Origin of the sequence: Proteus sp. G2618 (assembly GCF_009915995.1) — a bacterium.
In the GTDB taxonomy this organism is placed as follows: Bacteria; Pseudomonadota; Gammaproteobacteria; order Enterobacterales; family Enterobacteriaceae; genus Proteus; species Proteus terrae.
Genome location: NZ_JAABNI010000023.1, coordinates 1 through 24221, shown reverse-complemented (window position 1 = coordinate 24221; position 24221 = coordinate 1). Strand labels below are relative to the sequence as shown.

18 protein-coding genes and 2 rRNA genes are annotated in these 24221 nt (G+C 41.2%); 4 read left to right on the top strand and 16 right to left on the bottom strand.

Annotation, left to right across the window (positions count from 1 at the left end):
- Positions 1–81: 81 nt before the first annotated feature.
- From ycaC to GWJ01_RS12245, 6 genes are all read right to left on the bottom strand, one after another.
- Positions 82–705, bottom strand: a complete 624-nt coding sequence (ycaC, locus tag GWJ01_RS12270; RefSeq protein WP_161711150.1) for an isochorismate family cysteine hydrolase YcaC — start codon at positions 703–705, stop codon at positions 82–84.
- Between the two features lie 379 nt (positions 706–1084).
- A complete protein-coding gene (narI, locus tag GWJ01_RS12265; protein ID WP_109395376.1) occupies positions 1085–1762 on the bottom strand; it encodes a respiratory nitrate reductase subunit gamma in 678 nt (225 codons plus the stop codon).
- Positions 1759–2484: a nitrate reductase molybdenum cofactor assembly chaperone gene (narJ, locus tag GWJ01_RS12260; protein WP_167394850.1), complete on the bottom strand. Its 726-nt coding sequence runs from the start codon at positions 2482–2484 to the stop codon at positions 1759–1761. The genes narI and narJ overlap by 4 nt, the downstream gene beginning before the upstream one ends.
- The gene (gene narH, locus GWJ01_RS12255; protein WP_088493882.1) at positions 2484–4037 is read right to left on the bottom strand and encodes a nitrate reductase subunit beta; all 1554 of its coding nucleotides are present in this window, start codon (positions 4035–4037) and stop codon (positions 2484–2486) included. The genes narJ and narH overlap by 1 nt, the downstream gene beginning before the upstream one ends.
- Positions 4037–7798 (bottom strand): nitrate reductase subunit alpha, encoded by a 3762-nt coding sequence (locus GWJ01_RS12250; protein WP_161711149.1) that lies wholly within the window; start codon positions 7796–7798, stop codon positions 4037–4039. The genes narH and GWJ01_RS12250 overlap by 1 nt, the downstream gene beginning before the upstream one ends.
- Before the next feature lie 52 nt (positions 7799–7850).
- Entirely contained in the window at positions 7851–9245 is a 1395-nt protein-coding gene (locus tag GWJ01_RS12245) for a NarK family nitrate/nitrite MFS transporter (RefSeq protein WP_109402863.1), read from the bottom strand.
- A 297-nt stretch (positions 9246–9542) separates the two neighbouring features.
- Here GWJ01_RS12245 and narX point away from each other — a divergent pair, with 297 nt between their 5' ends.
- Both narX and narL read left to right on the top strand, forming a co-directional pair.
- Positions 9543–11348: a nitrate/nitrite two-component system sensor histidine kinase NarX gene (gene narX / locus GWJ01_RS12240; protein WP_161711148.1), complete on the top strand. Its 1806-nt coding sequence runs from the start codon at positions 9543–9545 to the stop codon at positions 11346–11348.
- Positions 11349–11373: 25 nt separating this feature from the next.
- Positions 11374–12027 (top strand): two-component system response regulator NarL, encoded by a 654-nt coding sequence (gene narL / locus GWJ01_RS12235; protein ID WP_109402871.1) that lies wholly within the window; start codon positions 11374–11376, stop codon positions 12025–12027.
- Here the strand turns inward: narL and GWJ01_RS12230 are convergent.
- Positions 12024–12926 (bottom strand): LysR family transcriptional regulator, encoded by a 903-nt coding sequence (locus GWJ01_RS12230; RefSeq protein ID WP_109395381.1) that lies wholly within the window; start codon positions 12924–12926, stop codon positions 12024–12026. The genes narL and GWJ01_RS12230 overlap by 4 nt on opposite strands.
- A gap of 110 nt (positions 12927–13036) precedes the next feature.
- Between GWJ01_RS12230 and GWJ01_RS12225 the strand changes: the two genes are divergently transcribed.
- The gene (locus GWJ01_RS12225) at positions 13037–13477 is read left to right on the top strand and encodes a PACE efflux transporter (RefSeq protein WP_088493886.1); all 441 of its coding nucleotides are present in this window, start codon (positions 13037–13039) and stop codon (positions 13475–13477) included.
- 38 nt (positions 13478–13515) lie between these two features.
- On the opposite strand, the gene GWJ01_RS12220 is transcribed toward GWJ01_RS12225, so the two are convergent.
- The 7 genes from GWJ01_RS12220 to GWJ01_RS12190 form a co-directional block, all read right to left on the bottom strand.
- Positions 13516–13746, bottom strand: coding sequence for a hypothetical protein (locus GWJ01_RS12220; protein WP_036933178.1), 231 nt, complete (start codon positions 13744–13746; stop codon positions 13516–13518).
- Positions 13747–13849: 103 nt separating this feature from the next.
- Complete coding sequence (locus tag GWJ01_RS12215; protein ID WP_109395382.1) at positions 13850–14647, bottom strand: sulfite exporter TauE/SafE family protein; 798 nt, start codon at positions 14645–14647, stop codon at positions 13850–13852.
- 197 nt (positions 14648–14844) lie between these two features.
- Positions 14845–16590, bottom strand: coding sequence for an acetyl/propionyl/methylcrotonyl-CoA carboxylase subunit alpha (locus GWJ01_RS12210; protein WP_161711147.1), 1746 nt, complete (start codon positions 16588–16590; stop codon positions 14845–14847).
- A gap of 16 nt (positions 16591–16606) precedes the next feature.
- Positions 16607–18184, bottom strand: a complete 1578-nt coding sequence (locus tag GWJ01_RS12205) for a 5-oxoprolinase/urea amidolyase family protein (protein ID WP_109402866.1) — start codon at positions 18182–18184, stop codon at positions 16607–16609.
- Between the two features lie 14 nt (positions 18185–18198).
- Positions 18199–19005 (bottom strand): putative hydro-lyase, encoded by an 807-nt coding sequence (locus GWJ01_RS12200; RefSeq protein WP_109402867.1) that lies wholly within the window; start codon positions 19003–19005, stop codon positions 18199–18201.
- The gene (locus tag GWJ01_RS12195; protein ID WP_109395389.1) at positions 19002–19793 is read right to left on the bottom strand and encodes a LamB/YcsF family protein; all 792 of its coding nucleotides are present in this window, start codon (positions 19791–19793) and stop codon (positions 19002–19004) included. The genes GWJ01_RS12200 and GWJ01_RS12195 overlap by 4 nt, the downstream gene beginning before the upstream one ends.
- Before the next feature lie 13 nt (positions 19794–19806).
- Positions 19807–21057 (bottom strand): NRAMP family divalent metal transporter, encoded by a 1251-nt coding sequence (locus tag GWJ01_RS12190; RefSeq protein WP_161711146.1) that lies wholly within the window; start codon positions 21055–21057, stop codon positions 19807–19809.
- Positions 21058–21524: 467 nt separating this feature from the next.
- Between GWJ01_RS12190 and GWJ01_RS12185 the strand changes: the two genes are divergently transcribed.
- Positions 21525–22184 carry a GntR family transcriptional regulator gene (locus GWJ01_RS12185; RefSeq protein WP_109395387.1) on the top strand — a complete coding sequence of 220 codons (660 nt, stop codon included), beginning with the start codon at positions 21525–21527 and terminating at the stop codon, positions 22182–22184.
- A gap of 128 nt (positions 22185–22312) precedes the next feature.
- Here GWJ01_RS12185 and rrf read toward each other — a convergent pair.
- Positions 22313–22428: ribosomal RNA gene (gene rrf / locus GWJ01_RS12180) — 5S ribosomal RNA — on the bottom strand.
- A 117-nt stretch (positions 22429–22545) separates the two neighbouring features.
- Positions 22546–24221 (bottom strand): 23S ribosomal RNA (locus GWJ01_RS12175); the annotation flags it as partial.

Sequence of the window (24221 nt, the reverse complement as noted above, 5' to 3'; positions counted from 1 at the left end):
AATAAATATGAATTTCTATTAAATTAACTTTATCGAAAAAGAATATAAGCCTTATTTTTAGGTAAAACTTAAATTAACTGCTTACTTTTTTGTTAAAGTATTATAGCTTGTCATAAGATTACGATAGTCTGGAATATGGTTAGCAAATAGCGCACCTAATCCATCAACATCATTACGCCAATCACGGTGTAACTCACAAGCTAAACCAAACCAGTTAATTAATTGTGCCCCTGCTTTTGACATTCTATCCCACGCAGAGTCACGAGCAATGGCATTGAAAGTACCTGACGCATCCGTTACCACAAAGACTTCAAAACCTTCTTCAAGTGCTGATAATGCAGGGAATGCGACACACACTTCAGTAACTACACCAGCAATAATCAGTTGTTTTTTACCCGTCGCTTTAACCGCTTTTACGAAATCTTCGTTATCCCATGCGTTGATTTGACCTGGGCGAGCAATATAAGGAGCATCTGGGAACATTTCGACAAGTTGAGGCATTAAAGGGCCATTAGGGCCATCTTCAAAAGAAGTCGTTAAAATGGTAGGTAAATTAAAGTATTTAGCGGCATTAGCTAATGCTAATACATTATTATTGAATTTATCAGGCTCGATATCTCTGACTAAAGAAAGTAATCCAGCTTGATGGTCTACCAACAGAACAGCGGCATTATTTTTATCGATACGATGATATTTAAAGCTCATAATAATCTCCGATAGGATAATAGAGGTAATACTCAATTAAATAATAGCACCAAATTTATATGAAAATATTCAGATCCTTTTAAATTTACAATTTAATGTATTTATTAATAATAAATAATCGACTGTAAACTTTAAATATATTTAAATATCACGACATTTAATTATCTGTTTATTTGTTTATATAAATTTATTTATTTCGTTGAAAAGAATTATAAGTGCAACAATGCCTAAATGAATCTAAAGATTATTGTTTTAACCGTTCAAAAATTTTGTTGATGTTTTAGGGGCTGGAAAAAGAGATAAAAAAAACCCCCGCGGGCGGGGGTGAGATAAGCGCAACTAAAAGGTCTCTAACTTACTATCAGGAGATGGGTATTCATTAATGACGATTACGCACAATTTGATAGCGGCGAGTTAAATACTCAATTGGCACGCTCCAAATATGAACTAATCGGCAGAATGGGAATAATAAGAAAATTGTCATTCCTAAGAAAATGTGCAATTTAAATACCAATGCAACACCTTCAAGGTTTGCTGAAGCACCACCGTGGAATGTCACAATCGATTGTGCCCATGCCACCAGCTTCATCATTTCACTACCATCCATATGTTGGGCTGAGAATGGAATAGTCAGCAGACCTAGCGCAACTTGAATAACCAGTAGTGTTAAAATCATGATGTCACCAAATGAAGATGTGGCTCTGACTCGTGGGTTGGTTAAACGGCGTTTTAATAACATTACGCCCCCTACCAGCATTAACACGCCACAAGTCCCCCCTCCGACCATCGCCATAATTTGCTTATATTCAATCGGTAAGAAAGATTCATACATCCAATGTGGTGTTAACATTCCCAGAAAGTGACCAGCAAAAATACCGAGGATCCCCACATGAAATAAGTTAGAGGCAAGGCGCATGTTTTTCTTGTCTAACATCTGGCTAGAGCCGGCGCGCCATGTATATTGACCATAGTCGTAACGTAACCAGCTACCGATAATAAAAACGGCACCAGCAATATAGGGATAGATATCAAAAAATAACATATTGATGTAATTCATTTTTGTGCTCCCGTATCCAACGAATTCCCCACGTTGAGATATTGAACTGCGGTCTCTTGTGCAAAACGACGCTGATGTTGGCTGATCTTGCCACTACCACACTGCGTACCTTCTCCAAGAAACGTCACTTGTTCTTCTTCCCACACAGCATCTAATGCAGCAGGTGTATCATCTAAAGGCTCTTTTTCTACTTGAGCAGTCAGTTGCGATGCTTCTAATCCACTTTGTGAAAGACAAAGCAACACATCAAAGAGAGCGTGATAATCACTGCCTCGTTGTTTTAAACGTTCACCTAACAGAGCCAAAATAGGCGCAATATTATTTAGCCCTTCAATACACTCGGTTATAGGTAAAAGCGTTAAGTACTCAAGGTAAGTAGGTAAATAGTCAGGAAGTTCACGACTACTTAATGTGATCCCTGCTTGTTGATATTGATTGAGCAGATCAACCATTGCCTGACCACGATCGCGAGACTCACCATGAACGTGTTCAAATAACAACAGTGATCGCGCTCGACCTCTATCAAAAAGCTCACTGTAATTAGATTGTGCATCGAGCAACTCTTGTTGCATTAAGGCATGAATAAATGCCATTAATTTCGCAACTTGAGTCACAGGAAGTTCATCGGCTTCCTGTAATGCATCGATAAGTTCGTCTCGGTTATCCCACAGTTCTTGTGTGGGATAATCTAAGAGATGGGAAATGACTTTCAGAGAGATCATTATATTTTCTCCTCTGAACGACGTTCATCTTGAGGTGTCCTTGATGTGATATCAATCGCATCAATACGATGACTATTAAACAAATTAAATTTGCTATCACTACCATGACAACCATCACCAAAGCTAAAACCACAGCCATTACGTTCTGGGAAAGCTTCTCTTGCGAGTTCGCGATGACTCGATGGGATAACAAAGCGATCTTCATAATTTGCAATAGCCAGATAACGATACATCTCTTGTGCCTGTGCTTCGGTCAAACCGACTTGTTCTAATGCACTTAAGTCTGTTTTTCCTTCTACGGTTTCAGCACGTTTGTAATGACGCATCGCAAGCATTCGTTTTAATGCTAACAACACAGGTGCCGTGTCGCCCGCTGTCAATAAGTTAGCTAAATACTGAACCGGAATACGTAAGCTTTCTACATCAGGCAGTACACCGGTATGCGGTAACACACCCGCATCAGCAGCAGATTGAATTGGTGACAAAGGTGGCACATACCAAACCATAGGTAAGGTGCGATATTCTGGGTGCAGTGGTAATGCTAGCTTCCAATCTACTGCCATTTTGTAGACAGGTGAACGTTGTGCTGCATCAATCACACTTAACGGAATACCTTGCTCTTCAGCCGCTTTGATCACTTCAGGATCGAACGGATCTAAGAAAATATCTAACTGGCTTTGATATAAATCTTTTTCATTATCCGCACTGGCAGCTTGTGAGATTTTATCTGCGTCATACAACATCACACCCAGATAGCGAATACGCCCTACACAAGTTTCTGAGCACAGTGTTGGTTGACCCGCTTCAATACGTGGGTAACAGAAAATACATTTTTCTGACTTACCGCTTTTCCAGTTGAAATAGATTTTTTTGTATGGACATCCTGTTAAACACATGCGCCATCCACGGCACTTATCTTGGTCGATAAGCACAATGCCATCTTCAGCACGTTTATAAATCGCACCACTTGGGCACGTCGCAACACAAGCAGGATTTAAGCAGTGTTCACATAAGCGTGGTAAATACATCATGAATGTATTTTCAAACTGCCCATACATCTCTTTTTGCATATTGGCGAAGTTTTTGTCCGCTGCACGTTTGCTAAATTCGCCACCTAAATCGTCTTCCCAGTTTGGGCCTTTTTCGATTTTTGTCATGCGCTGACCTGTGATCAGCGAGCGAGGACGTGCAGTCGGTAACGAGCCTTCTGGAGCATTTTTTAAATGCTCATAGTCATAATCAAAAGGCTCATAGTAATCATCTAATGCAGGAACATCAGGGTTGGCAAAAATTTTAGATAATAGACCAACACGGTTACCCATTCTTGGTACTAATTTACCTTTGATATTTTTGATCCAGCCACCTTTCCACTTCTCTTGGTCTTCCCAATTTTGGGGATACCCTGTACCTGGTTTGGTTTCAACGTTATTAAACCATGCGTATTCAACACCTTCGCGACTGGTCCAAACATTTTTACAGGTTACTGAACAGGTATGGCAACCGATACATTTGTCGAGGTTCAGTACCATACCGACTTGTGAACGAATTTTCATTATGCCTTCTCCTGTCCATTCAGGGTCTGTTGATAAGCATCACCTTCACCATCAAGCCAATCAATCTGTTTCATTTTACGCACCACAACAAACTCATCACGGTTAGAGCCCACAGTGCCGTAATAGTTAAAGCTATAAGCCAATTGAGCGTATCCACCAATCATATGCGTTGGTTTAGGGCAAACTCGTGTCACAGAGTTGTGAATACCACCACGCATTCCTGTTATTTCAGAGCCAGGGAGATTTATTTGGCGCTCTTGTGCGTGATACATGTAAATCATGCCATCAGGAATACGTTGGCTGACAATCGCTCTCGCCGTTAACGCACCATTACTGTTGTATGCTTCAACCCAATCGTTATCGCTAATTCCCATCTCTTTGGCATCATCTTCACTTAGCCAAACCACAGGGCCACCGCGACCTAACGTTAACATCAGTAAGTTATCGCTATACGTTGAGTGAATACCCCATTTTTGGTGAGGAGTCAGGAAGTTCAGTGCCTTTTCAGGGAAACCATTTGGTTTTTTACCTTTAACCGCATCAATAGCTTTGGTATCAATCGGTGGACGATAGACCACTAAGCTTTCACCATAAGCACGCATCCACTCGTGATCTTGATATAACTGCTGGCGACCACTTAAAGTACGCCAAGGGATCATCTCGTGAACGTTGGTATAACAGGCGTTATAAGAGACATGCTCATCTTCAAGACCAGACCATGTTGGGCTTGAGATAATCTTACGAGGTTGAGCAACGATATCGCGGAAACGAATTTTCTCGTCTTCTTTCACTTTGGCTAAGTGAGTGTGATCACGTCCCGTCACTTTACTTAGTGCATCCCATGCTTTTACAGCCACTTGGCCGTTGGTTTCAGGTGCTAAAGAAAGGATAACTTCAGCTGCATCAATCGCCGTTTCAATCGCTGGACGTCCTTTTGCCACCCCATCATGACGAACTCGATTAAGTTTTTTCAGGAAATCGACTTCTGCTTGTGTATTCCAGCTGATCCCTTTACCACCATTACCCAATTTGTCCATCAGAGGGCCAAGTGAAGTAAAGCGAGCATAAGTATTTGGATAATCACGCTCTACAGGAATAAGGTGTGGTGCTGTTTTACCTGGAATAAGATCACATTCACCTTTTTTCCAATCTTTCACATCAAAAGGCTGCGCCATTTCAGCAGCAGAGTCATGCTGAATAGGTAATGTCACTAAATCAGTTTCAACCCCTAAATGACCTACACACAATTTAGAGAAGGTTTTAGCTATACCTTTATAGATTTCCCAGTCTGTTTTAGACTCCCAAGCAGGATCAACGGCTGCCGTTAATGGGTGAATAAAGGGATGCATATCCGACGTATTCATATCGTCTTTTTCATACCATGTTGCGGTTGGTAAAACGATATCTGAGAAAAGACAGGTGCTTGACATACGGAAGTCTAAAGTCACCACTAAATCAACTTTACCTTCACCGCCTTTATCTTGCCATTCCACTTCTTGTGGCTTAACTTGGCCTTGCTCGCCTAAATCTTTACCTTGTAATCCGTTTTCGGTTCCCAGCAAGTATTTCAGTAAATACTCATGTCCTTTACCCGCCGAACCTAATAAATTAGAGCGCCAGATAAATAAATTACGTGGGAAGTTTTGTGGATTATCAGGTTGCTCTGAAGCAAAACGAATTTCACCTGATTTCAATGCATTAACGGTGTAATCAGCGGCACTAACGCCTGCCTCTTTGGCTTTTTTCGCAATAGACAGCGGGTTTAAGTTTAATTGAGGCGCAGATGGTAACCACCCCATACGCTCTGAACGCACGTTCATATCAACCAAGCTACCACTAAAGCGTGATTTATCCGCTAATGGTGATAACAACTCTGTCGGTGATACAGTTTCATAACGCCACTGACTTGAGTGGTTGTAGAAAAATGATGTACTGTTCATATGGCGAGGCGGACGTTGCCAATCAAGGCCAAAGGCTAATGGCAACCAACCTGTTTGTGGACGCAGTTTTTCTTGTCCAACATAGTGTGCCCAGCCACCACCACTTTGACCAACGCAACCACAGAAAATCAGCATATTGATAATGCCACGATAAGTCATATCCATGTGATACCAGTGGTTAATACCGGCTCCCACAATCACCATCGAACGGCCGTGTGTTTTTTCTGCGTTATCCGCAAATTCACGCGCAATACGAGCGATATCTTGGCGACTTACACCTGTCACTTTTTCAGCCCATGCTGGTGAATATGCTTTGATTTCATCGTAGTTTGATGCACAGTTTTCATCATTTAAACCGCGATCAACACCGTAGTTAGCTAACAATAAATCATAAACAGTTGTGATGTATTTTTCTTCGCCATTCGCAAGTGTAATACGCTTAGCAGGCAGTTTATGAACAATCACATCATCAAGGGCAACACCTTCAAAGTATTCACTCTTAATGCCACCAAAGTAAGGAAATGCTACATCAACAATATCATCGTGGTTATCTAAAAGACCTAATTGTAAAGTGACATCTTCGCCACTTTTGCCGTCTTTAGGCTCAAGGTTCCATTTAGCAGCACCTTCCCAACGAAAGCCCATAGAGCCTTGAGGAGCAACTAATTGCTGTGTTTTTTCATCAATAGCAACGGTTTTCCACTCTGGATTTTTCTCTTGATCCAGATTGTTCACTAAATCAGAAGCACGCAACATACGACCCGCAACTAACTTGCCAGAATCATGTTTATCTAACATCACCAACATTGGCATATCAGTGTAAGTGCGCACATAGTTACTAAAGTATTCAGTTTGGCGCTTAACGTGGAATTCGTTAAGAATAACGTGTCCCATCGCCATCGCCATTGCGCTATCAGTACCCTGTTTTGGATTTAACCATTGGTCACAGAGTTTCGCGATTTCAGCGTAATCAGGTGTTACCGCAACGGTTTTAGTCCCTTTATAACGAACTTCTGTAAAGAAGTGGGCATCTGGAGTACGTGTTTGCGGTACGTTAGAACCCCATGCAATCAGGTAAGAAGAGTTATACCAGTCTGCTGATTCAGGAACATCGGTTTGCTCCCCCCAAGTCATTGGCGATGCAGGTGGTAAATCGCAATACCAATCGTAGAAACTTAAGCATGCGCCACCAATCAGAGATAAATAACGCGCACCCGCAGCATATGAGACCATCGACATAGCAGGAATTGGCGAGAAACCAATAATACGATCAGGACCAAACTCTTTGGCAGTAAACACGTTAGAAGCCGCAATGATTTCATTCACTTCTGACCATGAAGAACGAACAAAACCACCACGCCCACGCGCTTGCTTATAGCTTTTAGTTTTTTCTGGTGAACTAACAATAGAAGCCCATGCATCAACAGGATCGCTATGTTGTGCTTTTGCTTCACGCCATAGTTTAATTAAGCGTTTACGTACCATTGGGTATTTAACGCGGTTTGCGCTATATAAATACCATGAATAACTTGCACCACGAGGACAACCACGAGGTTCATGATCCGGTAAATCCGGACGTGTACGTGGGTAATCCGTTTGTTGGGTTTCCCAAGTTACTAACCCATTTTTGACGTAAATTTTCCAGCTACATGAACCGGTACAGTTAACACCATGAGTGGAACGGACAATTTTGTCGTGTTGCCAACGACTACGGTAACCATCTTCCCAATCACGGTTAACATTCAGCTCTTGGCCATGATCCTTTGAAAAGGTATCACCAAGCTGTTTAAAATAGCGGAATCTATCGAGAAACTTACTCATCAGATACTCTCCCAATGCGCGCGAGCGCTCTCACATTGCGTATAATTCGTCATTATTGTTTATTGTGTTTACGTCCATAGACCAACCAAGTGATCAAGACGCAGGCGATATAAAATAGAACAAAGATTTTCATTGCACCGGCAGGAGAGCCAGTCATAGCCAGTGATGTACCGAAAGCTTTAGGAATAAAGAAGCCGCCAATTGCACCAATAGCAGAGATAAAACCAAGTGCTGCTGCACTTTCTGTTACTGCTTCTTTTTGAGCGACTTCGTCTGAGGCACCTTGTGCTTTCATGCGATCGACTGTGATTTTTCTAAACACCACAGCAATCATTTGGAATGTAGAACCACTACCTAAACCAGCGGTTAAAAACAGCACCATAAAGACACCGAAGAAGGCGATAAATGAGCCACCAGCGCCATTTACAGGCAGTGTTAAGAAAAGCAGAGCAGAGAAAATCGCCATAATGATAAAGTTGATAAGTGTGACTCTAATACCACCAAATTTATCCGACAAAGCACCACCTACAGGGCGAGCTAAAGCACCTAATAAAGGTCCAAAGAACGCATAATGTAGAATGACGATATCTGGGAATTGGGTTTTAGATAACATCGCAAAACCCGCTGAAAAACCGATAAATGAACCAAAAGAACACAGGTATAAAATACTTAACAGCCAGAGGTGACCACGTTTTAAAACAGGTAATTGCTGGCTTAAAGAGGCTTTGTTAGCTGCCAGATCGTTCATGCCAAACCAAGCAGCACAGGTCAGAATAAGTAAGAAAGGAACCCAAACCCATGCAGCATTTTCTAGCCATAAACGTGAACCATCAGGCTGAACAACACCGGGGCCACTAAACATAGCAAATACGCCAACACCAATCACTAATGGCGCAACCAATTGCATAACACTGACACCCAGATTGCCTAATCCGCCATTTAAACCTAATGCACCACCTTGACGTGCTTTAGGGAAGAAAAAGCTGATGTTTGCCATACTGGATGCAAAGTTTGCACCTGCAAAACCACATAGCAATGAAATCACAATAAAGGTCGAATAAGACGTTGTGCTGTCTTGCACTGCAAAACCAAGCCAGATACAAGGAATGATGAGAAAGACGGTACTGATTGCTGTCCAGCGACGGCCGCCAAAAATAGGAATAACAAAAGAATAAGGAACGCGTAAAATAGCACCAGAGACTGAAGGCAGTGCAGTCAGCATAAACAACTGATCTGTGGTAAAGTTAAAACCTACTTTGTTCAAATTTACTGCAACTGCACTAAAAAGCATCCATACACAGAACGATAAAAGTAAACAAGGAACAGAAATCCATAAATTGCGTGAAGCGATCTTTTGACCAGTCTTTTCCCAAAAAACTTTATCTTCAGGATGCCAATCTTCGATCACCCCTTTTCTCATTTTTTCTGGGTGTTGAGTGAGTGCCATAACAACCTCGATTAACGGTTAGATTGGCACCTTTGTACGATTAGAATTGTTAATTAGTCATGATCTGCATCAAGCAAAGATTTGTTTGATTTTTAAGCTAAAGTCGTTATTTACACCTAAGTATTAATAGGATTATCCTTAATTTTTTATTTTAAATTAATAAGTTAAATTAAAAACACTATAATTTAGAAGTGAAATTACCTCCATCAGATATTTAGGGGTAACACTTTAGTGGTATATGACATTTGATGTATTTTTAAGGCAATATAGCGCCAGAATAAATTTGGAAAAATAACGATGAGTACAAATAAAATCCAATGGCACTACCGTTTTTCAATTATTAATCAGATAGCGATATTAATGTTACTTTTCACTCTATTGGGTGTGGTGGGGATGGCGATTTCTAACCATATTATTTTGAGTGTACAAGGTAATGCTCATGCGATTAATAAATCTGGATCGCTACGGATGCAAAGCTATCGCTTGCTATCTGCTTTACCTCTAGATGAACAACATCGTTATTATCTTCACGAGTTAGAAACCGACTTAGATAGTGGTGAATTACGTCAAGTCCTAAGCAATGAATCGCTACAATCACAATATGCTCAATTAAATACTTACTGGAAAGACACTTTAAAGCCAACTTTGCTTTATGCTCAACAACGCGATGAAGCCAAACAAGAGGTTGCTTTTTTTGTTTCACAGCTAGATACATTAGTATTAAGCATCGATCAACTTACAGAGCAAAAAATCAGGCTGGTGGCTTATACTCAGCTTATTTTCACTGCACTTACACTGTTATTACTGTTTGGCTCTGTTTGGCATTTCCGTCGCCGTTTATTACATCCTTGGCAACAACTTATGGCGATGGCTAATTCGATTGGTCATGGTAATTTTTCAGCGCGTTTCCATCAGCGTACACACCATGATGAAATTGCCACATTGGGTATAGCACTTAATACCATGTCAGAAGAGCTCTCTACGCTATATAGCGAATTAGAAAAAAGAGTGATTGAAAAAACACACGACTTACAACAGAAAAATAAAGTACTCTCTTATCTCTATCACTCTAGCCAACAATTACACTCTCCTGCGCCACTTTGTGCCCGATTAAGACAGATATTATTTGAGCTTCAACAAATCATTCCTGATGCTTATTTACAGATACGGTTATATGAAGATAATCATCACACTCTATTTAATGAAATCAGTTTAGAACCTCAACCACGCCCTGAACATTGCCCAGATCTACAATGTGAACGCTGTGATGAAACCGCTTCAGCCACCGTTCCACTACGCAGTGAACTATTGCATTGGGAACTAGCAGATCAAATCCATCGCTATGGATTATTTGTTATGCAATTACCTGAACATACCGCCCTGACGGACGAACAGAATAATTTAATGCTATTACTGACAAAACAGATCTCAGCAATGCTGGCAATGGAACAGCAAAACGAGCAACAACAACAGCTTTTGTTAATGGATGAGCGTTCAGCAATCGCACGCGAATTACATGACTCTATTGCTCAATCGCTTTCTTGTTTAAAAATGCAAGTTAGCTATTTGCAGATGCAGTCAGAAACCTTACCGGATAATTGCCAAAAGCTACTAAAAGAGATGCGAGAAGAGCTTAATGTCGCTTATCGCCAATTAAGAGAACTGTTAACCACATTTCGCTTAAAACTCACTGAGCCGGGGTTGCTTGCTGCCTTGGAAAGTACACTGACTGAATTTAATCAACGCCTTGGTTTTTCTATTAATTTTGACTATCAATTGCCCGCAAAATGTGTGAACTCGCACCAAAGTATTCACGTTGTTCAAATCGTTCGTGAAGCATTAAATAATATTTTGCAACATGCCAATGCCAATTGGGCTGAAGTTTCTTTATCCCTAAATAATGGCATGGTTGAACTAAAAATTAATGATAATGGTGAAGGAATTAGCCCTAATCCTGAAAAACTAAATCATTATGGCCTTATTATTATGCGTGAACGCGCAAATAGCTTAAATGGTTCTTATACTATAAAAGTACGCGAACAGGGCGGTACTCAAGTGTTTGTTAAATTTCCATTAATAACTACTCATAAAGACCCTGTCTAAATTGGAGCAAGTCGTAATGAATAATATGGGATCCCCCGCAGAAAAAGCGACAATTTTACTCATTGATGATCACCCGATGCTACGCAATGGTGTAAAACAACTTTTAAGTCTTGATACAACACTAACTGTCGTTGGGGAAGCGGGAGATGGTATTCAAGGTGTGAAGCTAGCTGAAGAGTTAGATCCTGATTTAATTTTACTGGATCTGAATATGCCTGGAATGAATGGTTTTGAAACGCTCGATCAACTGCGATTAAAGTCGTTATCAGGTCGGATCGTTGTTTTCAGCGTATCAAATTATAGTGATGATTTAGTCACAGCGTTAAAACGTGGTGCAGATGGTTATCTTCTAAAAGATATGGAACCTGAAGAATTACTGGCAGCTCTAAAACAGGCAGCGGCCGGAAAAATGGTCGTCAGCCCTGCGTTAACCCCTATTTTAGCAGAATCCTTACGTGAAGATCGCTCTGAGGGTGAACGTGATATTGAACAACTCACCCCGCGTGAGCGCGATATTTTGAAACTGATAGCGCAAGGATTATCAAATAAAATGATCGCACGTAAGCTTGATATTACGGAAAGTACGGTCAAAGTACATGTAAAACATCTACTGAAAAAAATGAAGCTAAAATCTCGTGTTGAAGTTGCTGTTTGGGTTCATCAACAACGTGTCGATTAATTAAAGTTAGGAACAATGGGCTGGTGAGTACTCATCAGCTCAACTAACTCTTTCGCCCCTTTCTGTAACGACTCCCCTTTTAGCCACATAGCATGAATAGGCAATCGTAATTCATTTTTCGTATTCTTAAACTGAATCTGTTTTAATTTACCTTTTTGCAATTGAGTATAAATCAGCGAATACGGTAAATTACCCCACCCCATCCCTGCTTCAACCATACCTAATGCCATTTGAAAGCTATCTGTTTGCCAATAATTCGTCGCCACTAATGAGCGCTCATCTCTTAACTCTTTGGTGTGACTTGCGATCATAATTTGGCGAACATTCACAAGATCCTCAATAAACACACTTGCAGGGTGTGCCAATGCAATATGACTTGCAGAGATTGTTGCGACCAATGACTCAGAACCAAGATATTGAAACTGCTCATCACCATTCACATACAAGCCCCCATAAACTAGGCTCAGTTGAATTTTATGTGAATGTAACATCTCAATAATGTCATCTTGTGCCGCGGTTATCACATTCACATTAAGTAATGGATAACGTTGCGTTAATTCAGATAACGCAGGTAATAAATAATCAGGATTAATATCAGCGGCAACACCAATATTTAAGACACTTTCGAGATCCATCGAAAGCTCTTGTGCATGCACTTGTAATAATTTTAATTGCTCTGCGATCATTCTGGCATGAGGTTCAAGTGCTTTGGCTTTTTCAGTTGGCTGAGGCTCTCGTGATGAGCGCTCAAAAAGCGCATAACCTAATTCAGCTTCCATATTAGCAATTGCCATGCTGACTGCTGATGGAACGCGTTTTAATGAACGTGCAGCCGCAGAGAAAGATCCCTTATCCATCACTGCTAAAAATATCGCAATATGTTCACTTGAGAACTGCATGTTCACTCCTGATGTTTCAGTCAAATTGATACTAGCTAACTTTTTCTATCATTCTTGCTGATTTATCTTACGATGCTTAACGACACAGATCCACAGAAAAAGAGAGCACAATGCAAGGTATCAAACGAAAAATTGTCTACGTGACAGCTTATGAAATTTTTGGCTGGGTTATTTCATCAGTCGGGCTTGCACTTTTGGCTGATAGCTCAACAGCAGTAACAGGCCCATTAGCGTTGGTGATCACAACAATCGCGGTGAGTTGGAATTTTATTTATAACTGCATATTTGAGTTTTGGGAAAGCCGACAAGTTTCGAGAATTCGAACGTTTAGACGCCGCCTAGTACATGCAATTGGATTTCAGCTAACACTGGTACTCTATTTAATTCCACTGATTGCATGGTGGCTTAATGTTTCATTGTGGCAAGCGTTAGTGATGGACTTTGCACTAATCATCATCATCCCTTGTTATACCTTCGTTTATAACTGGGTATTTGACAAAATTTTTGGCTTACCAAAATCTGCATTACCTGAGAATGCACCCGCTGCCTAAGCAACAAATTAAGTAAGGAGAGTGATCCTAATAACGGATCACTCTTTAACAGGATAGATATCTTCTAACGCAAATTGCTCAATGCCACCTTCTAACTCGCAACGACCTAATCCAATATTTTTGTCATCAGCCGTTGTTCTTCTTAACAATTTACCCGTCACTTGAGAAAGCGTTGAGTCAATTTCAATCACACGGTAATACTCTTTCATATAGCTCTCTTCACCCAGCGCCATATAAACTAAAAACTCATCACCTATTTTAATATTCATATCGTTGTACTTACTCTTAGTAGTTAATCTAATGATGATAGAATAAGTTTAGTCTAACTAAAGGCAATAAGAGAAAGATTGACTCACTCGATATTACATTAAGTTAATTTATTAATTTCCAACTCATCATAATGATGCTGATCAGAATAAAAGATAGTGTTAAATATTGGAAAAAACGCTCTGATAAATACACAAGTAAATAGCGAGCTAAGGGGATGGAGAGTAATGAACCTAAGCAGAGAATAAGTGCTGTGTGAACATCGGTATAACCACCAGCGCTATAAGCAATAGCAGAGCCACCAGAAAGGATCGTGGTAATAAAAATAGAAGTGCCTATTGCCTCTTTAATACCCATTTGGGCAAAACGCATTAATACCGGTAACACCACTAATCCTCCGCCGACACCTGTTGCACCAAGCACAAACCCGGCACTCATTCCTGGTACAAATAAGGAAGAAAAAGTCACTGTAGAAGGTGGTGGTAAAGCAATTAAAGGATCTGAAATTGCTGACCTTCTTACCATTCGTTGTAAAAATAAGACCAATGAAAATACGATAGCAACGATCATCAAAATATTAATCGCTGATTCAACACGATCGTAATATTGAGGTTGTGATCCCAGCCATGTCACACCATAACTGGCTAAAAATGTTGCCGGAAACATTATCCCTAAGATCAATAGTGCGGGTTTTAATGGGATATTACCTAACCGAAAATGAATATAAGAAGATGAGAGCTTCATTAGCATCGAGAGTAAATTTGCTGTTGCAACCGCAGCTAATGCATTCATACCAAAAAGATAAATAAGAACAGGTAATAAAATAACACCACCACCTACACCGGTCGTTGTAATAACTAACCCGATTGCAGCACCGATAAGTAGTTGTGTTACAAGCAACATCTTATTTCCTTTTTGGTTAAAATTTAACAAGCTTCGATTATAGGCAAAATAACTTATAACCAAAAGGAATTAGATATAACAAATAGGAATATAAATAAAGTTATTATAAAAAAGCCCCTTAATATGAAGTTACCTCATATTAAAGGGCCGATATTAATGATAGATATTATTAATCAATAAGTTAATTTTTAATACGCTTAATTGATTTCAGCTAAAACTGTTTCTGCTGAAAAATAGTCACCTGTTTTCGCTTTTTGCAGTAGTACACCATCACAAGAAGCTACTACCTGAACTTCCATTTTCATCGCTTCCATAATGGCAATAACATCACCCTCTTTAACTTTGTCGCCATCAGCTAAGATCCAGCTATGTAATACACCAGAGATGGGTGCAGTGACTGTTTTTTCATTCTCTTCTTTCTCATGAGGGGCATTAATTGCTGTTGGTATTACCGCAGAGAGCGATAGTAATTGAGCAGGTAAAGCGAGTTCATGACGACGGCCATCAATTTCAATAAAAGTACGAACAAGCTCTTCATTTTTTGCAAGTGTGCTACGAGGGAAATGGGTATTTTTTGCCTGAAAATCTGTTTCAATCCAACGGGTATGCACTTTGAAATCTTCAGTAAAATCGGCATGCTCCATCATTTCACAATGGAAAGGCAATACACTTGCTACCCCTTCAATTTTAAATTCGGATAATGCTCGACGAGCCCGTGCAATGGCTTGTTCACGAGTTGCACCTGTCACTATCAATTTTGCCATCATAGAATCGAATTGGCGTGAAACCTGATTATTTTCAGTAACACCACTATCTACACGAACACCTGGGCCTGAAGGCTCATAGAAATGCGTAATTAAACCTGGGGTAGGTAAAAAGCCTTTCGCGGGATCTTCTGCATTGATCCTAAATTCAAAAGAGTGCCCCCGAGGAACAGGCGTTTTATCAATACTTAGCGGTAAACCTTCAGCAATACGCAATTGCTCGATCACTAAATCGATACCCGCCGTTTCTTCTGTAACAGGATGCTCCACTTGTAAGCGTGTATTCACTTCTAAAAATGAGATAGTGCCATTTGCACTTAATAAAAACTCAACTGTACCTGCACCCACATAACCTGCTTTAGCACAAATATCTTTAGCCGACTGGTGAATACGTTCACGTTGTTCGTCTGTCAAATAAGGTGCTGGCGCTTCTTCAATAAGCTTTTGATTACGTCGCTGTAACGAACAATCTCGTGTTCCGACAACAACAACATTGCCCAGTTTGTCTGCGATAATTTGCGCTTCGATATGACGAGGTTTATCTAGAAATTGCTCAACATAACATTCACCACGACCAAATGCAGTTACAGCTTCTCGTACAGCAGAATGGTAAAGCTCTTCAATTTCTTCCATTTTATGAGCGATCTTCAAACCTCGTCCACCACCACCAAAAGCAGCTTTAATGGCAACAGGTAGACCATGCTGTTTAGCAAAATCGAGAACCTCTTTGGCATCATTAACGGGATCAGCCGTACCATTTACAAGAGGAGCACCAACAGATTGTGCAATTTTACGAGCTTTCACTTTGTCACCAAGCACTTCTATCGTTTCTGGGTTAGGGCCGATCCAAATAAATCCTGCGTCTTGTACCGCTTTTGCAAAATCAGCTCGCTCAGAAAGAAAACCGTAACCGGGATGGATCATTGTGGCATTAGCTTTATGGGCAATATCAATGATTTTATTAATATCTAGATAGCTTTCTTTCGGCAAATTACCATTGAGTCCATAAGCTTCATCAGCAAGACGAACGTGTAGTGCATCAATATCATCATTGGCATAAATAGCGATGGAAGTCGCACCATAGTCCTGACAAGCTCGAATAATACGAACAGCGATTTCACCTCTGTTGGCAATAAGTACTCTATGCTTCACTCGTTGTTTTTGGTTAATTGTTGTCATGAGTGGCATTCTCCTATCAATATTCTTGAAATTCGGTAATTGGATTAAAACGAATTTTAGCGTTAACAGGGATCTGCCCTGCAAGTGGTAAGTGATATTCAGCAACTGCGCCGATAACAGGATATCCTCCTGTTAACGGGTGATCGTTAAGAAACAAAACTGGTTGCCCATTAATCGGAACTTGTATTGCACCGATGCAAGTGCCTTCACTCGATAGTTCTTGTTGTTGTTCGCGTACAAGAGGTGTTTCGCCCAATAAACGTAACCCAATACGGTTAGATTGTGGTGTCACTTGCCATAATTGAGAGGTTAATGTCTTTATAGCTTCACTGGTAAACCAGTCGGTGCGGGGGCCTAAAACAACATCAAGCGTGACGATATCACCTTGTTTTGGCAGTGTTGATGTCGGCTGTTCATTAGTAAGAATACCGTTCGAGGTACTTTCATTATTTAAATGAAGTACATCACCTTCTTGCAAAGCATTAGGGCCAATTTGTGCCAAAGTATCAAATGCATAACTACCTAACACCTTTGGTAATTCAAACCCTCCTCTCACGGCAAGATAGCTACGTACACCAGTTTTTGGCATACCTAAAATAATTTCATCGCCACAGCGAACATCAATAGGTTGATAACCAGATAAGAATTCATTCTCACCCGACTCATGTTTTAGCGTAATGGAACAATCCGCCCCTGTTAAAGCGATCACACAATCTTGTCGTGCTTTAAGCATCAGTCCACCTTGGGTTATCTCAAGTGCAACAAAAGTTGTGGGATTACCCACTAAACGATTGGCCGCATGTAAAGCGGGTTTATCAAGTGCACCTGAAGCAGATACTCCCATTGATGCGGCACCAATACGCCCTTCATCTTGAAATAAAGTTTGTAACCCTGCTGAAATAACATATAACCCTTTATCATTTAATGAGAGCGGGGAAGCGACTACGGCTTTTTTCTCCGGTAGTGAAACGGTTATCGGTGATTTTTGTGCATCAACAAAATGCACTTCATTTCCCGGTAATAAAAAAGCGGGTTGTTCACGAGAGAGATCCCACATCTTTATTTCTGTGGTACCAATAAGTTGCCAACCTCCAGGGCTTTGTTGCGGATAAACACCACTAAATTCGCCAGCTAATCCGACCGACCCTGCGGGGATGCGTGTACGAGGCGTTTTGCGACGAGGCACATAAAGCTGAGTTTCATCAGCAATCAAATAAGCAAAACCCGGAGCGAAACCAGTGAATGCAACTTGATAGGTTTGTTCTGTATGTCTGCGGATCACTTCACTGGTCGCGATCCCTAATAATTCAGCGACCTCATTAAGATCCTCACCTTGATAATGAACAGGGATCGTTAATGATTGTGTTTGACGTGCTGATACCGCTTTGACTTCTAATTGTCGAAGTTGAAATACAAGTTCTTCAGCCGTGATTAGCCACGGTGTATAGTGAATTAAGAGTGTTTTCGCCGCAGGTACAATGTCTTGAATAGCAGTAATATCCGCTTGTTTAACGGATTCATACAATGCGAGCGTCTCTTTTAAAGAGGAAAGCTCAACAAGTAAATGGGATAAGTTAACGGGTAAAAAGCGCAAAGTATCTTCCTCCCTTATACGTGATAAGTCGCATCGGGCACATCAGTAATAAACATATGCCCCGGAGCATGGCTAAGTGCGAAAGGAACACCTGAACGCATCACTGCTGCTTGTGGAGTCACACCACAAGCCCAAAAGACGGGGATCTCGCCTTCTTCAATTCTCACGGGTGAGCCAAAATCTGGCGACATAATATCTTTAATACCCAAAGCGTCGGGCGAGCCAATATGTACGGGAGCACCATGTACAGAAGGGAAACGACCACTGATCATCACTGCATCAGCGACTCTGTCAGCAGGAACAGGGCGCATTGAAACCACTAATTCACCTTCTAATCGCCCAGCAGGACGACACAAGCGATTCGTCTTATACATCGGTACATTGCAGTTATCTGTGATATGACGAATTTCAATACCCGCTTCTAACATGGGTGTTTCGAAAGTAAAACTACAACCAATAAGAAACGTAACAAGATCGGGATGTTGTGCCCAAATTTCAGTAGCATCCGTAATTTCATCCGCTAATTTGCCATTTTCCCAAACACGGTAAAGAGGAATGTCAGTACGCAGATCGGCACCTTTCGCTAAAACAGTACGATAACTACCTGATTCACAAACATCTAATATCGGACAACTTTTCGGGTTACGTTGAGCGTAGAGCAGAAAATCAAATGCCCAATCACGAGGTAAGCTAATCATATTAGCTTGTGTCATGCCTTTAGCCATACCTGCTGTTGGTATGGCTAAACCATTGCGAATAGCCAATCGAGCTTCTTGTGCTTTGGCAATTGCATCCGCAGTCGCTTGCATTAAATGAGTCATTTTTGCACCTCATTTTTAAGTCGCAGAGGTGCAAAAGGTTTAATGCTAACATCATGATTAATTAAAATTTCTTTTACACTTTTAGCGAGAGCCACGGCATCTGGACTATCACCATGAACACAAATAGAATCAGCTTCTATCGCAGTAAAAACGCCTTCTATTGATTCAACACCCCCTTCTTGCACAAGCTGTAACATACGTTGAGCAACAAGTTCAGGATCATGTAAAACAGCCCCCTCTTTTTTACGAGAAACTAGCGTACCATCAGCATGATAAGCTCTATCTGCAAAAGCTTCGGCTATTACTCGAAGGCCTTTTTCTTTCGCAAGAGTAATCAAGGGTGAGCCCGCTAAAGCAACTAATGTCAGTTGGGGATCTACAGCAAGTATCGCTTCAATAACAGCAAGTGCTTGACGTTTATCATGAGCAATTGTGTTATAAAGCGCACCATGAGGCTTAACATAGGTCACACTCAAACCCACGGCTTTGGCCAATCCTTGCAAAGCACCTATTTGATAAATTACATCTGCGGTTAATTCATCACTGGCGATATCCATATTACGACGACCAAAACCGACTAAGTCAGGGTAAGCAACGTGTGCACCTATCGCAACATTATGCTGTTTCGCCGCTTTTAATGTTTTTAAAATTCCATCCGGTGAACCTGCATGAAAACCGCAAGCGATATTAGCGCTACTGACAATTTCAAGCACCGCATCATCATTGCCCATTGTCCATTGACCGAAGCTCTCACCTAAATCACTGTTTAAATCGACGGCTTTTATCATCATTATTGTTCTCTTAAGCAATGTTGAGGTAATTGAAAATAGCACCCACGGACATAATGCCCATATACCAAGTCAGCGCACAGACCAAAATACCTGACCACAGCAACCATGCTGGATATTTATAACCATTCATGAGATCTTGGCGACGCCATGCAACAAAAATAAATAGTGTCATACCAATAGGTAAAATCAGGCCATTAAAACCACCGGCAAAGACTAATAATGCAGCCGGTGCTGTTCCCATAACCATATAAGTGACAAGTGAAATAGCGATAAAGATAATGGTTGCGATATTACGTTGACGCTCAGTAACACCTTTTTTAAATACTGTAATAAATGACATTGAGGTATAAGCAGCACCAATAACACTCGTTAATGCAGCTGCCCATAAAATAAGACCGAAGATGCGTAATCCAGTTAAACCAGCTGCATGTTGAAATGCTTGAGACGCAGGGTTAGCCGCGCGACTAGAAATATCTAATGTTACGCCACTGGCAACTACGCCTAAAATGGCGAGGAACAGGATATAGCGCATTAATCCAACTACTAAAATTCCTTTGGTTGCAGCGCTTGATACAACATCAATGTTCTCAATACCCGTAGTTCCTTTATCGAGAAGACGGTGAGCGCCGGCATAACAGATATAACCACCCACAGTACCACCGACAATTGTAGTGATCGTTGCGAAGTTAATCGCATCAGGTAAAACAGTTTGTCTTAATGCTTCACCTATTGGAGGATTAGAGGCAAACATCACAAAAACAGTCAGTAAGATCATGACAATACCAAGAATGATAATCATACGATCGATAAAGTTACTGGCTTTGCGTGATGAGAAAATATAGATAGCAAGTAAAGCACTTAAGATCCCACCCCATTTAGGATCAAGACCCACCATTGCATTAAGCCCCAAACCGGCACCTGCAATGTTACCCACGTTAAACACTAAACCGCCAAAAATAACTAATACAGCAAGTAAGTAGCCACTACCAGGTATTGCTTTGTTAGCAATGTCTGAAGCTCTCATATTAGTGACAGTGATCACTCGCCAAATACTTTGCTGAACAACATAGTCGATGATGATTGATGCCAAAATACCAAATGCAAATGCCGCCCCCATAGTGGCAGTAAAGGTTGCAGTTTGAGTAATAAAACCCGGACCAATAGCTGATGTCGCCATTAAAAAAATGGCAGCTATCAATGAAGAACGTCTATTTTTTATAAACGAACTTGATGTTGTGTTTGCAGAATCTTGTGTAGCCATTAGCTACCCCCTTTATCATCATTATTTTAATTATTATTACTAAGGCAATTAGCATGCCATTGTTGAGCATGAACACTTAATTGTTAATCACCTGATATTAGATTGTTGAACAATTAATAATAATAGATGAATAAATAAGCAAATAGATTTAAATATGGGATGATAAAAGTGCAGTTAAGATCGCATTTTTAACATTTTATTGACAATCACTCTTAATTAATGAGTCATAAATGTGCACCTAAATGAGGCATAAAAAGATTAGATGCACAAAAATAGTGCGCAAGTTTGAAGAAAAATAAGTTTAATGACTAAAATATCGTGACAAAAAATTAAGTTTTTTTGATGGAAATAAACAGAAAGTCATACTCGATACAGTGAGAAATACGACAGAGTGACACAATAGAGGTTATATATTACAAAACACACTGATAGAATAGGCGCTTCTATTAAGCTAATAACAGAAGATAATGCAGAAAAAAACATCTCCACAAATTCTTTCTCAAAAAGTCGCAAATGTTATTCGGCAAAAAATCACTATTGGAGAATTACCTCCTGGTGAAAGATTGTCAGAAACGGCATTAAGTGAAACGCTAGAGATATCGCGTAATACTTTAAGAGAGGTTTTTCGCGTTCTTACCCAAGAAGGGCTTTTAACTTATAAACCTAATCGTGGTGTTTTTGTTTCTGTACCGGATATGGCAAGTATCATGGATATTTATCGTGTAAGACGATTAATTGAATGTGATGCTCTGCGACATTCTTATCCTATGCATCCAGCTATTGTTAGAATGCAAGATAGTGTTAATCAAGCAAAAGTCTTTCAAGAACAACAAGATTGGAGCGGTGTAGGAACCTGTAATATGCATTTTCATACAGCAATTGTTGAGCTTTCAGATAGTCCTAGATTATTTAAACAATACCAGCTTATTTTAGCAGAATTGCGTTTAGCCTTCGGTTTATTAAACGATCCTCAATTATTACATGCACCGTATATTGAGAAAAATGAACAGATTTTGACACTTTTGATAGATGGAAAAGCCCAAGAAGCAGCAACAGCTATGGAGGACTATTTAGAAATCTCAGAAAGAACAGTCCTTGCTGCGTTTTCTCGTCATAATTTTTGCTAAAAGATCATAAAAAATGCCCTAATTTAGGGCATTTTTGTATTTAGAATTTAGCATAGTATTTAAAATGCACTAAAACCCCAAACGCAAAAAAGCCAACCCTTTGGGTTGGCTTTCTCGTCTTATTTAATGCCTGGCAGTTCCCTACTCTCACATGGGGAGACCCCACACTACCATCGGCGCTACAACGTTTCACTTCTGAGTTCGGCATGGATTCAGGTGGGTCCGCTGCGCTATGGCCGCCAAGCAAATTCTGTTTAATTACCCGTTACTTCGATTTCTCTTCATAACCAGCAATTTTCAATCTTAAACAAGCTTACTTCATCTACTCTTTGTCTCTCAGACAAAACACCTTCGGTGTTGTCAGGTTAAGCCTCACGGTTCATTAGTACTGGTTAGCTCAACGTATCGCTACGCTTACACACCCAGCCTATCAACGTCTTAGTCTTAAACGTTCCTTTAGGTCACTCAAGGTGACAGGGAAGACTCATCTCGAGGCAAGTTTCCCGCTTAGATGCTTTCAGCGGTTATCTCTTCCGCACTTAGCTACCGGGCAATGCCATTGGCATGACAACCCGAACACCAGTGGTGCGTTCACTCCGGTCCTCTCGTACTAGGAGCAACCCCTCTCAATCTTCCAACGCCCACGGCAGATAGGGACCGAACTGTCTCACGACGTTCTAAACCCAGCTCGCGTACCACTTTAAATGGCGAACAGCCATACCCTTGGGACCTACTTCAGCCCCAGGATGTGATGAGCCGACATCGAGGTGCCAAACACCGCCGTCGATATGAACTCTTGGGCGGTATCAGCCTGTTATCCCCGGAGTACCTTTTATCCGTTGAGCGATGGCCCTTCCATTCAGAACCACCGGATCACTAAGACCTACTTTCGTACCTGCTCGAGCCGTCACTCTCACAGTCAAGCTGGCTTATGCCTTTGCACTAACCGCATGATGTCCGACCATGCTTAGCCAACCTTCGTGCTCCTCCGTTACTCTTTAGGAGGAGACCGCCCCAGTCAAACTACCCACCAGACACGGTCCCCGATCCAGATTATGGACCTAGGTTAGAACATCAAACGTTAAAGGGTGGTATTTCAAGGTTGACTCCATGCAGACTGGCGTCCACACTTCATAGTCTCCCACCTATCCTACACATCAAGGCTCAATGTTCAGTGTCAAGCTATAGTAAAGGTTCACGGGGTCTTTCCGTCTTGCCGCGGGTACACTGCATCTTCACAGCGAGTTCAATTTCACTGAGTCTCGGGTGGAGACAGCCTGGCCATCATTACGCCATTCGTGCAGGTCGGAACTTACCCGACAAGGAATTTCGCTACCTTAGGACCGTTATAGTTACGGCCGCCGTTTACTGGGGCTTCGATCAAGAGCTTCTCCCTAAGGATAACCCCATCAATTAACCTTCCAGCACCGGGCAGGCGTCACACCGTATACGTCCACTTTCGTGTTTGCACAGTGCTGTGTTTTTAATAAACAGTTGCAGCCAGCTGGTATCTTCGACTGGCTTCGGCTCCGTCCGCGAGGGACTTCACTTACCGCCAGCGTGCCTTCTCCCGAAGTTACGGCACCATTTTGCCTAGTTCCTTCACCCGAGTTCTCTCAAGCGCCTGAGTATTCTCTACCTGACCACCTGTGTCGGTTTGGGGTACGATTGTTGGTAACCTGAAGCTTAGAGGCTTTTCCTGGAAGCAGGGCATCAATTGCTTCACCACCTTAGTGGTTCGTCATCACACCTCAGCATTAAGTGACCGGATTTGCCTAATCACTCTGCCTACATGCTTGAACCGGGACGACCGTCGCCCGGACAACCTAGCCTTCTCCGTTCCCCCATCGCAGTTACCACCAGTACGGGAATATTAACCCGTTTCCCATCGACTACGCTTTTCAGCCTCGCCTTAGGGGTCGACTCACCCTGCCCCGATTAACGTTGGACAGGAACCCTTGGTCTTCCGGCGTGCGGGTTTTTCACCCGCATTATCGTTACTTATGTCAGCATTCGCACTTCTGATACCTCCAGCAT

Excerpts from the sequence above, each read along its gene's own strand:
- GWJ01_RS12200 (WP_109402867.1), bottom strand. The coding sequence starts at position 19,005 with ATGACTCATTTAATGCAAGCGACTGCGGATGCAATTGCCAAAGCACAA.
- narI (WP_109395376.1), bottom strand. The coding sequence starts at position 1,762 with ATGAATTACATCAATATGTTATTTTTTGATATCTATCCCTATATTGCT.
- GWJ01_RS12195 (WP_109395389.1), bottom strand. The coding sequence starts at position 19,793 with ATGATAAAAGCCGTCGATTTAAACAGTGATTTAGGTGAGAGCTTCGGT.
- GWJ01_RS12190 (WP_161711146.1), bottom strand. The coding sequence starts at position 21,057 with ATGGCTACACAAGATTCTGCAAACACAACATCAAGTTCGTTTATAAAA.
- GWJ01_RS12225 (WP_088493886.1), top strand. The coding sequence starts at position 13,037 with ATGCAAGGTATCAAACGAAAAATTGTCTACGTGACAGCTTATGAAATT.
- GWJ01_RS12220 (WP_036933178.1), bottom strand. The coding sequence starts at position 13,746 with ATGAATATTAAAATAGGTGATGAGTTTTTAGTTTATATGGCGCTGGGT.
- GWJ01_RS12215 (WP_109395382.1), bottom strand. The coding sequence starts at position 14,647 with ATGTTGCTTGTAACACAACTACTTATCGGTGCTGCAATCGGGTTAGTT.
- narH (WP_088493882.1), bottom strand. The coding sequence starts at position 4,037 with ATGAAAATTCGTTCACAAGTCGGTATGGTACTGAACCTCGACAAATGT.
- GWJ01_RS12250 (WP_161711149.1), bottom strand. The coding sequence starts at position 7,798 with ATGAGTAAGTTTCTCGATAGATTCCGCTATTTTAAACAGCTTGGTGAT.
- GWJ01_RS12210 (WP_161711147.1), bottom strand. The coding sequence starts at position 16,590 with ATGACAACAATTAACCAAAAACAACGAGTGAAGCATAGAGTACTTATT.
- narL (WP_109402871.1), top strand. The coding sequence starts at position 11,374 with ATGGGATCCCCCGCAGAAAAAGCGACAATTTTACTCATTGATGATCAC.
- ycaC (WP_161711150.1), bottom strand. The coding sequence starts at position 705 with ATGAGCTTTAAATATCATCGTATCGATAAAAATAATGCCGCTGTTCTG.
- narX (WP_161711148.1), top strand. The coding sequence starts at position 9,543 with ATGAGTACAAATAAAATCCAATGGCACTACCGTTTTTCAATTATTAAT.
- GWJ01_RS12245 (WP_109402863.1), bottom strand. The coding sequence starts at position 9,245 with ATGGCACTCACTCAACACCCAGAAAAAATGAGAAAAGGGGTGATCGAA.
- GWJ01_RS12185 (WP_109395387.1), top strand. The coding sequence starts at position 21,525 with ATGCAGAAAAAAACATCTCCACAAATTCTTTCTCAAAAAGTCGCAAAT.
- narJ (WP_167394850.1), bottom strand. The coding sequence starts at position 2,484 with ATGATCTCTCTGAAAGTCATTTCCCATCTCTTAGATTATCCCACACAA.
- GWJ01_RS12230 (WP_109395381.1), bottom strand. The coding sequence starts at position 12,926 with ATGCAGTTCTCAAGTGAACATATTGCGATATTTTTAGCAGTGATGGAT.